Annotated in this window: 8 protein-coding genes; 2 read left to right on the top strand and 6 right to left on the bottom strand. The window is 71.8% G+C overall.

The annotated features are described in order from the left end of the window. Positions 1–1,171 (top strand): tetratricopeptide repeat protein (locus R6V09_RS36680; RefSeq protein ID WP_317885798.1); only part of this gene is annotated, 1,171 nt, incomplete at its 5' end. On the opposite strand, the gene R6V09_RS36685 is transcribed toward R6V09_RS36680, so the two are convergent. Continuing rightward, positions 1,089–2,399: an MFS transporter gene (locus R6V09_RS36685; RefSeq protein ID WP_317885799.1), complete on the bottom strand. Its 1,311-nt coding sequence runs from the start codon at positions 2,397–2,399 to the stop codon at positions 1,089–1,091. The genes R6V09_RS36680 and R6V09_RS36685 overlap by 83 nt on opposite strands. 147 nt (positions 2,400–2,546) lie before the next feature. Between R6V09_RS36685 and R6V09_RS36690 the strand changes: the two genes are divergently transcribed. Beyond that, entirely contained in the window at positions 2,547–3,014 is a 468-nt protein-coding gene (locus R6V09_RS36690) for an Lrp/AsnC family transcriptional regulator (RefSeq protein ID WP_317885800.1), read from the top strand. On the opposite strand, the gene R6V09_RS36695 is transcribed toward R6V09_RS36690, so the two are convergent. From R6V09_RS36695 to R6V09_RS36715, 5 genes are all read right to left on the bottom strand, one after another. Further along, the gene (locus tag R6V09_RS36695) at positions 3,011–3,997 is read right to left on the bottom strand and encodes a PDR/VanB family oxidoreductase (RefSeq protein WP_317885801.1); all 987 of its coding nucleotides are present in this window, start codon (positions 3,995–3,997) and stop codon (positions 3,011–3,013) included. The two genes, R6V09_RS36690 and R6V09_RS36695, sit on opposite strands and share 4 nt — an antisense overlap. Continuing rightward, entirely contained in the window at positions 3,987–5,423 is a 1,437-nt protein-coding gene (locus tag R6V09_RS36700) for a glutamine synthetase family protein (RefSeq protein ID WP_317885802.1), read from the bottom strand. The genes R6V09_RS36695 and R6V09_RS36700 overlap by 11 nt, the downstream gene beginning before the upstream one ends. Before the next feature lie 5 nt (positions 5,424–5,428). Next, complete coding sequence (locus R6V09_RS36705) at positions 5,429–6,781, bottom strand: aromatic ring-hydroxylating dioxygenase subunit alpha (RefSeq protein WP_317885803.1); 1,353 nt, start codon at positions 6,779–6,781, stop codon at positions 5,429–5,431. A 30-nt stretch (positions 6,782–6,811) separates the two neighbouring features. Then, positions 6,812–8,758: a primary-amine oxidase gene (locus R6V09_RS36710; RefSeq protein ID WP_317885804.1), complete on the bottom strand. Its 1,947-nt coding sequence runs from the start codon at positions 8,756–8,758 to the stop codon at positions 6,812–6,814. Then, positions 8,755–9,891 (bottom strand): gamma-glutamyltransferase (locus R6V09_RS36715; RefSeq protein ID WP_317885805.1); only part of this gene is annotated, 1,137 nt, incomplete at its 5' end. The genes R6V09_RS36710 and R6V09_RS36715, both read right to left, overlap by 4 nt.

The following is a 9,891-nucleotide window of genomic DNA, read 5'->3' on the forward strand; positions in this document are numbered from 1 at the left end:
GCACGCGGCAGCCGCCCTGGCCGGCGCTCCGCCGGAGCGCGTCCGCGGACTGCTCGCCGAACTGACCGGCGGACACCTGCTGGTCGAGCACGTTCCGGGACGGTACGCGTTCCACGACCTGCTGCGCGTCTACGCCGCGGAGCTCGTGACCGCGTACGACGACGAGTGGGAACGGCGGGCGGCACTGCACCGGATGATGGACCACTACCTGCACTCCGCACGGGCGGCCGACGTCCTGGTGACCCCGCAGCCCAACCCCGTCGCCTCCCCCGCGCCCAGAGCGGGGGCGAACCCGGTGCAGCCCGAGGACTACGACAGAGGGCTGGCCTGGCTCGTCGCCGAACACCCGGTGCTGCTGGAGATCGTGCGGCAGCCGCCGCCCGGCTTCGACGGCCATGTGTGGCGACTGGTCAACGTGCTGACCACCTTCCTGGACCGGCACGGCTACTGGGAGGTGCTGCTGACCGCCGGGCACAGCGCGCTGGCGGCGGCCGAGCGGGAGGGCGACCTGGTCGGAAGAGCGGGCGCCCACCGCGGACTTGGCCTGGCCCTGGACCGCCTCAAGAGTCCGGAGCCTGCCCGTCAGCACTACTTACGGGCGTTGGAACTCTTCGCCGAGCTGGGCAGCGACGCGGGGCAGGCCCGTACCCATCAGCATCTCGCGCGGATGTCGGGGGCCCAGGGCAACCGCGGGCTGGCGCTGGAACACGCCTACCGGAGCCTGGAGCACTACGGGGCGGCGGACGACCGGGCGGGACAGGCAGCGGCGCTCAACCACATCGGCTGGCAGGAGGCCCATTTCGGCGCGCACCTCAGCGCGTTGGCGCACTGCGAGCGGGCTCTCGAACTCGCCCGGGAGGCCGGCGACGTGGACGGACAGGCCCACATCTCCGACAGCCTCGGCTACATCCACCACCAACTCGGCCGCCACCAGCAGGCGGTCGACCGCTACCGGGAGGCGGCGGCCCTGTTCCGCGCCACCGGGGAACGCCGCGGCGAGGCCGCCTGTCTGCTCTGCCTCGGCGACAGCCACCACAGCGCCGGCCAGCCCGACGCCGCCCACGAGGTCTGGGCCCGGGTCCGCGCCCTCACGGACGAACTCGGCCTGCCCGACGACGATCCCCTCCGCACCGGTCTCCACGACCGTCTCCGGGGACGACCCCTGACATAGCGGACTTCGCCGACCCCGCGGATTCGGCTCCGGTACCGCCGCGGAGCCCGAGGCTGAGGACGGCACCGGTCGCCGCGCAGGCGCAGGTGATCCACCAGGTCGAGTGCCAGCCCCCGGTGCGGGCCGCCAGCCACGCGGCGACGGTGGGACCCACGAAACTGCCCGCGTTGAAGAGCTGCTGGATCAGACCCATGGTGGCCGGGGCCGAACCGCCCGTCGGTGTCAGACCACCGATCATGCGCAGCAGGGTCGCCGGTATCGCCCCGCCGGTCAGCGAGAAGGCCACCACACACAGGAACTGCCAGGTGGTGCCCGAGGGAACTCCGTGCCAGTCGACGGCGAAGGCCGGCAGCGATGTCCCGGCCATGACCGCGAAGGCGGGGACGATGACGGCGCGCACGGCCAGGCCGCGTTTCAACAGCGCCGCCGTGGTGATCGAACCGACGGCGTTCACCGCGCCGACCACGGCGCTCAGGACACCCGGCAGGCTGCCCGTCATCCCACCGTCGCGGTAGACGGTGGGCAGGAACCCGACCACGGCCATCCACGGCAGCGTGTAGCAGGCGAAGACGAGACCGGCCGTCCAGGGGGCGGGAGCCCGGACGGTACGGCCGATGCGGACGAGGGCAGCCGCCGCGCCCCGCGCACCGCCCGCGTCGTCACGCGGAACGCGGGCAAGCACCCACGGCAGCGGCGCCAGCGCGACCACGGCCATGCCCCACCACCACACCCGCCACGACACCACCTGGAGGACCAGCGCGCCGACCACCAGCCCCGCGAACGTGGAGATGCCCTGGTAGGCGCCCCAGAAGCCCATGGCCGTTGTGAAGCGGTCCGGCGGGGCGGTGCGCCGGATCAGCCCCGGGCCGGTCACCGCCACCAGGATGAATCCGGCCCCCTCCACCGCCCGCGAGGCCAGCAGAGGAGCAGTCGACCCGGCGAAACCACCGCCGCCCGAACCGAGGAACAGCAGCACCAGACCCCCGCTCAGACAGCGCCGCTCACCGATCAGCTCGGCCAGCAGCGAGACGGCAAGTCCCCCGAGCATCCCGGCCAGTTGGACGATTCCCAGCAGAGTCCCGGCCTGGACCAGACTCAGCGAGAGATCGTGCCGCAGGAACGGCAGCGCGGGCGGCACCTTCCACACCTGGAGCCCGGCGGCCACCCCGGCGGACACGACGACGATCCAGGAGCCACCGGTACCGGCGGGGTACGACTTCGAGGCCATGACGGCGGTCCTTCAACGGAACGGAGGTGGGAAGCGGCCCACCACCTTCACCACGCGTCAGGGCATCCGCGCAATACAGGTCTTCCTCACTGCGACAGCTGCTCAATAGGATGGATGTCAGGTGTCAGAATGCGCACCATGACACCAATGGACCCCTTGGACGCCCGGATCGTCCTGGCCCTGGACGACGACCCGGACGCCACGATTCTCGCCCTGGCACAGACCCTGGGAGTGGCCCGTAACACCGTGCACGCCCGGCTGCGGAGAATGGCCGCCGACGGCGCCCTCAAACCCTTCAGCCGACGCGTCGACCCCGCCGCCCTCGGCTACGGCCTGGTCGCGTTCATGTCGCTCGCGGTGAGCCAGGCCGAGCCCGAGAGCGTCCACGAAGGCCTGCTCGGCCTCCCCGAAGTCATCGAGGTCCACTACACCACCGGCGACGCCGACCTCCTCGCCCAGGTCGTCGCCAGGAACACCACGGACCTGCACCGCATCACCAAGGCGATCCTCGCCATCGACGGAGTCGACCGCACCAGCACCGCCATCTCACTGGCCGAGGTCATCCCCTACCGACCCCGATCCCTCCTCGACCGCCTTGCGAAAGGCGGCACTTAGAGGTCCAGCTCCAGCACCGGGGAGTCGCAGCGGCTCACGCAGATCATCATCGTGGTGGCGGTGGGGCGTTCGGACGGTTCGATCACCGAGTCGCGGTGGTCCGGGAGCCCGGCCATGACCGTGGTCTCGCAACTGCCGCAGTAGCCCTCCTCGCAGGAGTAAGGGACATCCGGGAGCTTCTCCCGTACGACGTCCAGCACGGAACGGTCGGCGGGCACGGTCAGCCGCAGCCCCGAGCGGCTCAGCACCACCTCGAACTCGCCGTCCGATGAGCCGAGTTGGTCCGAGACCGTGTCGTCGGCCGCGGTGAAGCGCTCCAGGTGAAGTGCCCGCGCGGAGCCGGCCGTGCGGCACAGCGCCGTCACCGCGTCGAGCATCGGCTGCGGGCCGCAGGCATAGACGGCATGCGCGGGCGGCACGGTGGCGAGTTCGGCGGCCAGGTCCGGCAGACCCGCCTCGTCCTGCGGCAGAAGCCGCACCCGGTCGCCGCCCAACGCCACCAACTCTTCGGCGTACACGAGCCGGGACCGGTCGCGGGCGCCGAGGACGAGCCGCCAGGGCAGATCGCGGGCGGTGAGCTCACGGGCCATCGGCAGCAGCGGGGTGACGCCGATGCCGCCCGCCAGCAGCAGATAGCCCTCCGCAGACACCAGCGGGAAGCGGTTGACCGGCCCGCGCACCTCCAACTCCCGTCCCACCAGGGCGGTTTCATGGATCTCGCGGGAGCCGCCACGGCCTTCGGGCGCGCGGTGCACGGCGACCGTCCATGCCCCCACGTCCGTCACCTCCCCGCACAGCGAGTAGGCCCGCCGCAGCCCCGAGGGCAGGGTCAACTCCACGTGCGCTCCCGGCTCCCACGCCGGCAGGGCGCCGCCGGCGGCCCGGGTCAGCCGCAGTTCCACCACGTCACGGGCGACCCAGCGGGCCTGCCGGACCAGGAGCCGTTCGGTCGTCGCACGAGGGGAGTCGAGGTCAGAAGACACGGAAGTACTCCCGCTGTTCCCAGTCGGTCACCTCTTGGCTGAAGCGGTCGATCTCGGCCCGCTTGATGCTCGTGTAGTACGCCACGAAGTCCTTGCCGAGCCGGTCGGCGAGCATACGGTCGGACTCCAGCGCGTCCAGGGCCTCGCCCAGCGAGCGGGGGAGCGGTTCGGCGCGGGCCGCGTACGGCTCGTCGGCCGCCGGTCCCGGTTCCAGTCCACCCGCCACGCCCTCCAGCCCGGCGGCGAGTTGGGAGGCGAGGTAGAGGTAGGGGTTGGCGGCCGGCTCACCGATCCGGTTCTCCAGCCGGGTGGACGAGGGCCCGTCACCCAGCACCCGCACCATCGCCCCGCGATTGTCCCGCCCCCACACCGCACGGTCCGGCGCCAACGACAGCGAGCGAAAGCGCTTGAAACCATTGAGAGTCGGCGTCGAGAACGCGCTCGTCGCCCGCGCGTGGCGCAGCAGCCCACCCAGAAAGGCGGTCCCGTACGGCGACAACGGCGGCCCGGACGCGGTGAGTTCACCGCCCTCCGGCGCGAAGACCCCCACACCGTCCCGCAGCATGCTCTGATGCAGATGCCAGCCGCTGGAGAACACGCCGGGCAGATGGGGGCGGCACATGAAGGTGGCGTGATGGCCGTGGCGGGCGGCGACCTGCTTGACGGCGCTGCGCAGCAGGACCATCGCATCGGCCGTGCCCAGGCCATCGGCGGGCTGGAGGGTCAACTCGACCTGGCTCGGACCGAATTCGACCTCCAGGCTGCGCAACGGCAGCCCCAGGCCCTCGATGTTCGCGCGCAGGACTTCGAGGATCGGGTCGAGTTCGTCGTAGCGCAGCTCGCTGAGGTACTGGTAGCCGTGGTTGAGCATGCCGACCTCGGGCGCGGCACCCGGCTGGCCCTGATCACCGGGACCCAGACGCGGATCGTCGAGGCGGAACAGGTGGAACTCCACCTCCAGGCCGGTGCGGTAGGTCAGTCCGTCGGCCTGGTCGAGGACCGAGCGCAGCAGCCCGCGTGTGCACAGCGGGACCGGCGCACCGGAGGTGAAGCGCAGGTCGCACAGCAGCCAGCCCGTGCCCGGTGACCACGGCAGCATCCGGAACGTCGACGGGTCGGGCACCATCACCATGTCGGCGGCGCCACGCAGTTCGGGCAGCCCGAGCGGCGTTTCCTTGGTGAACAGAGGGAACACAGTCCGCCCGGAAGTGTCCTTCGCGAGCAGGGACGAGGCGATGCCGGTGCCGTCGCGCAGCACATTGGGCAGTTCGCCCACGGTGACGGTCTTGCCGCGCAGCAGACCGTGCTGGTCGGCGAAGACCAGCCGTACCACTTTCATCCCACCGCTCTCGGCGCGGCCGAGTATCTCCCGTGCGGCGGCGGCCTGTTCGGGGTTCCACAGGCCGTGGCGTTCGATGAATCCCACGTGGCTCAGCCGTCCGTTCCCAGCGGCTGCGCCCAACTGCTGTCGGCGCGCTGCTTGTCCGTGACGGCCGTCCAGTGCTCCAGCCAGCCCTCGGTGGGGCCGATCCCGTCCAGGGCGACCGGCCCGTGCAGTCGTCCGGCCTCCTCGGCGGGCAGCACCAGGGGTGGGTCCTCGCCGCGCTCGACGGCGCTGACGGCCTCGCCCAGTATCCGGCGGTACATCACGATGGCCTTGTCGGAGCGGCCCAGATGCTCGCGGGTACGGTCCTGCACGGACCCCTGCCCCTCCACCGCCCACTGGTCGTGCACGTTGATGTCGAAGCCGAGCCCGGTGTACGTGGTCGCCCGCTGCTCCACCGGGTCGTAGCCGTAGCCGTTCTCGCGGCCGAAGCGCGGCCGGTAGTCGGGCAGGGTGACCGCGTCGACGCGCTGCCGGCGCATCTCGCCCTGGTCCACCGGGCCGCCGACGCTGGTGAACAGGGCATACCAGTAACTGGAGTTGTCGTCGATCGGCACATGCCACTGCGTGATCGCCGTCTCCGCGTCCAGCGGGATGTGGAAGGCGTGCGGGAACACCTGGTGGGTGATGCGGACATGGGTACGGCTGCCGTCCATCGGCAGACCCTGGGTGTCCGTGCCGTCGAGCGTGCGCCGGGCGGTGAGGCGGATGCCGTACGGGGTGCGGACGGCGTCGATGTCGGGGCGGCCGTACTCGCGCAGGATCTTCGTCATCGGGAGATCGGTGCCCTGGGAGGCGGCGCGGAACTGTTTGCCGTAGCTGTCGGCCGGGTCCTCGTCCTGGAAGAAGCGGTGGAGGTAGGAGGCGTGGGCGGGGTCGATGCCGACCTCCAGGGCCTGGAGCCAGTTGCACTCCAGCAGGCCCTTCCAGGCGAAGGCGTGGTCGGCGGGCGCCTGGAAGCAGTCCAGGGCGGGGAGTTGGGGCGGTTCGCCCGGGCCGAGGTAGCCCCAGATGATGCCGTTGATCTCGCGGACCGGATAACTGCCCAGCCGCACGCGGGACTTGAGCGGGCTGTCGACGGGCTCGGCGGGTGTGTCGAGGCACGAGCCGTCACGGGCGAACAGCCAGCCGTGGAAGCAGCAGCGCAGCCCGCCGTCCTCAAGCCGGCCGAGTGCCAGGTCGGCGCCGCGGTGCGGGCAGCCGCGGTCGACGAGACCGAGTTCGCCGTGCTCGTCGCGGAACAGGACCAGGTCCTGGCCCATCACCTTGGGTGCCACCAGCGGTCGTCCGCCGTCGAGTTCCTCGCTGAGGGCGATCGGCTGCCAGTAGCGGCGCATCCACTCACCGGCCGGGGTACCGGGCCCGGTCCGGGTGAGCCTTGTGTTCTCTTCCTCGCGCATGGGACGCCTTTCGGGGGAGGGGAGGCGCTGTCAGCCGCAGCAGTGGTCCGGGGCCGAGGGGCTCGGCGTGTGGCAGGAGTTGGGGGCGGGCACGTCCAGGGCCGGGTTGCGGTCGAAGAAGCCGTCGGGCTCCAGGCGCAGCCGCGCCTTGGCCACCGGCATCACCGGCCACTCCTCCGGGCGCGGGAAGTGGTGCGAGCCGACCGTGGCCCACAGCACCAGGTCCGTGCCGTCCAACGACCGGTTCTCCTCCTGCCACTTGTGGACGCCGTCCGCGCCGGGCTCGGCCTGGTTCGGGTACTCGCCGCCGACGAACCGCCGGTCCGCGTCGTAGGCCGTCGCCCACAACTGCCGCCCCACGAACGGGGCCCGGCGCGCGCACACGCTGTCCTCGCGCACCGGCAGTACCGCCGTGTTCTCCAAGTGCACGCGGTACGCGGTCGGTTCGCCCATCCGGTTGCGGGACTCGGTGCTCTCCACCCGCCAGTGCAGCGCGCGGGACGGGTCGGTGAGCCGGGCGCCCTCCGACTCGCTCAGGATCGGCCGCAACACGGTCCGGGCCGCGTTGCCGTACGGGTCGAGGACCGGGTCGGGCTCGTGCTCGGCGGTGACCTCGACCAGCCGGTTGGGATCGCCGTCCACCGCCATGTCGAGGCGGACGCTGAAGAAGTGCTGGTGGTTGGTGACCGCGACGTTCGGCGCGACCCGGCGCGCGTACGGCGTCGCCTCGTCCTCCTCGACGCCGGTGGCGGAGAGGATGCCGGTCATCTTGATCTCCAGCATCACCGAACCGTCCTGGTAGAGCGACCAGTAGAAGCCGTAGTCGTAGTTGGCCACGGTGGCGAACGCCGAGATGATCAGTCGGCGCGAACGGCGCACCTCGGTACGGCCGGTGCGGCCGTCGTGGTGTTTCCAGAGGATGCCGTCGTCCTCCTCGTGCACGCAGACGGCGTTGGGGATGAGCCGGGGGACACCGTCGCCGCCGAGCACCGCCGCGTCGAAGTACTGGATGACGCCGAGGCAATCGCAGCCCAGGGCAAGGGAGTTGGTGAGCGGACCCGCGCCGTACTCGCCCCAGTCGAAGAAGTTCTTGCGGTACTGGGTGGAGGCGGTGTCGAAGTAGGGGACGTACATCTCGTTGACGGCCGCACGCCGGATCACCTGCCGAGGACCCTTCCCGGCCGCGGCGAAGGACAGGTCGTGCAGCACCAGCCCCTCGCGATGGCTGAAGCCGACCCGCACCGACCACCCCTGCCAGTCGATCCGCTGACCGGTGACGGCGAAACTCGGCCCCTCCGGCTGGACGACCTCCAGCGGCTTCAGCCCCGGGCGCTCGGACACCGTCCCGGCCGTGAACACGCCCGACTCCTCCGACAGCGGGATCACCCCGTGGTCCTCGATGTGCAGGATCTCCATGGTTTCCATGTCGATGATCGGCACGACTCCCTGTACCGGGCGGGCATAGCCGTTGTCGTCCTCGTCGGTGCGGTGCCAGACGCTGCCCCAGGTCAGGCGGCGGCCCGCGTACTCCGGAGGCTCGAAACCGCCGATCGACTCCGGGTCCACCATCACCAACGACACGTCGTGGATACCGCGCAGCGCCAGCGCCTCCCGGAAACGCGGGTCGGCACGGCAGGCGGCAGCGGCCTGCCGTGCTTCCTCCGACGAACAGCCAGGACTGCGGACGTCCAACTCCCGCCAGTCGGTGGTCTGCGGCTTGTCGCCGAGTTCGAGGTCGACCTCGAAGGCGTGGCGGGCGGACGGGGAGAACACCACCGCGCGGGCCCGCCGGGTGTCCCCGGGCGCGGCGCGGCGGGCGTGGTCCTCGTCCAGCGCCACACCCCAGAACCGCGCGTCGTCGGGGACCCGGGTGTCGGCCCTCAACACCCCTACGGCCGTGGCGAGTTCGGTGACGGTGAGAGGGTCCAGCGGATGCGGTGCGTCGGCCGGTACGGGTTCGGGGGCGAGAGTGCTCACAGGGAACTTCCTTCCAAGGTGGTGCCGCCGTCGGCGCGGGGATCGGAGGCGCCGTCCAGCCGACCGCCGGCGGACAGCCGTACGGCCTGGGTGTGACCGGCCAGATCGGTACGGCCCGGCGCCACGACGACCGGAACCGCCGACGGGAGCGCGCTCGTGGCCGCCGGGACGGACCCCGGCTCGGCCAGCAGGGTCGGTGTCTCGTGACCGATGTCGCGGGCACCGATCACCCACCGGGGCCGGTCCAGGACGGCGGCCGGATCGGCGGCCGGGTCCATCAGGCCGGGCACGGTCTGGGCGAGGATCTGCGGCTGGGCCCGGCCACCCTGACAACCGGCCGCGAGCAGCAGGTCGGCGGACCGGCCGAGCACGGGGCAGAGGGTGTGCGGGGGCCGCAGGCCGGGGCCGATGAGGGCCGGATGGCCGGGGAGCAGGCTGAACGCCGAGCCGCGGTTGTGCAGCACGATGCCCGTCTCCGGGTCGCAGATGCCGGAACCGAAGGTCTGGTACACGCTCTGGATGAGGGAGACGGCCAGCCCGGACGCGTCCACGGCGGTGATCGCGACGGTGTCACCGGCGGGCCGGAAAGGCGGCTCGGGCGGCTGCGCACCGGCGAGCGGAGCCGGGCGCAGCAGTCCGTCCAGGTCGACGGGCGAGGGGCCGAGCGGATCGCCCAGCAGCAAGTCCCGTGCGGCTGAGGCGTCTTGGCAGCGGGCGGCCAGCACACCGGTGCGCTCCGGTTCGGGCAGCTTCGCCACCGAGGCGGCGGTCTCCAGTACGGACAGGAGGCTCGCCCCCTGACTCGGCGGCGGCGCGGTCCACCACCGTGTACCGGCCACGTCCAGCGTCAACGGCTTTACGTTCGCCGCCTGATGGGCCGAGAGATCGTCCGCGCCGAGTGAACTCCCGGCCTGGCGCAGCCCGTTGACCAATGCCTCGGCGATCGGGCCCCGGTAGAAGGACGACGGATCGTCGGCGAGCGTGCGCAGTACGGCGGCCAAGCGCGGCTGCGGAAGTGGGTCGCCCTCGTCGAGCAGTGCGCCGCCGGGGCCGGTCAGCAGTGCGGTCAGCCCGGGGTCCGCGGCGATCTGCGGGGCCCGCTCGTGGATGGCGCGGGCCAACCCCGCCGAGAC

It is taken from the genome of Streptomyces sp. W16, from assembly GCF_033194735.1.
Classification (GTDB): domain Bacteria; phylum Actinomycetota; class Actinomycetes; order Streptomycetales; family Streptomycetaceae; genus Streptomyces.

Bases quoted from the DNA above. Each gene is read 5' to 3' on its own strand.
- R6V09_RS36685 (WP_317885799.1), bottom strand. From the start codon at position 2,399: ATGGCCTCGAAGTCGTACCCCGCCGGTACCGGTGGCTCCTGGATCGTC.
- R6V09_RS36690 (WP_317885800.1), top strand. From the start codon at position 2,547: ATGGACCCCTTGGACGCCCGGATCGTCCTGGCCCTGGACGACGACCCG.
- R6V09_RS36705 (WP_317885803.1), bottom strand. From the start codon at position 6,781: ATGCGCGAGGAAGAGAACACAAGGCTCACCCGGACCGGGCCCGGTACC.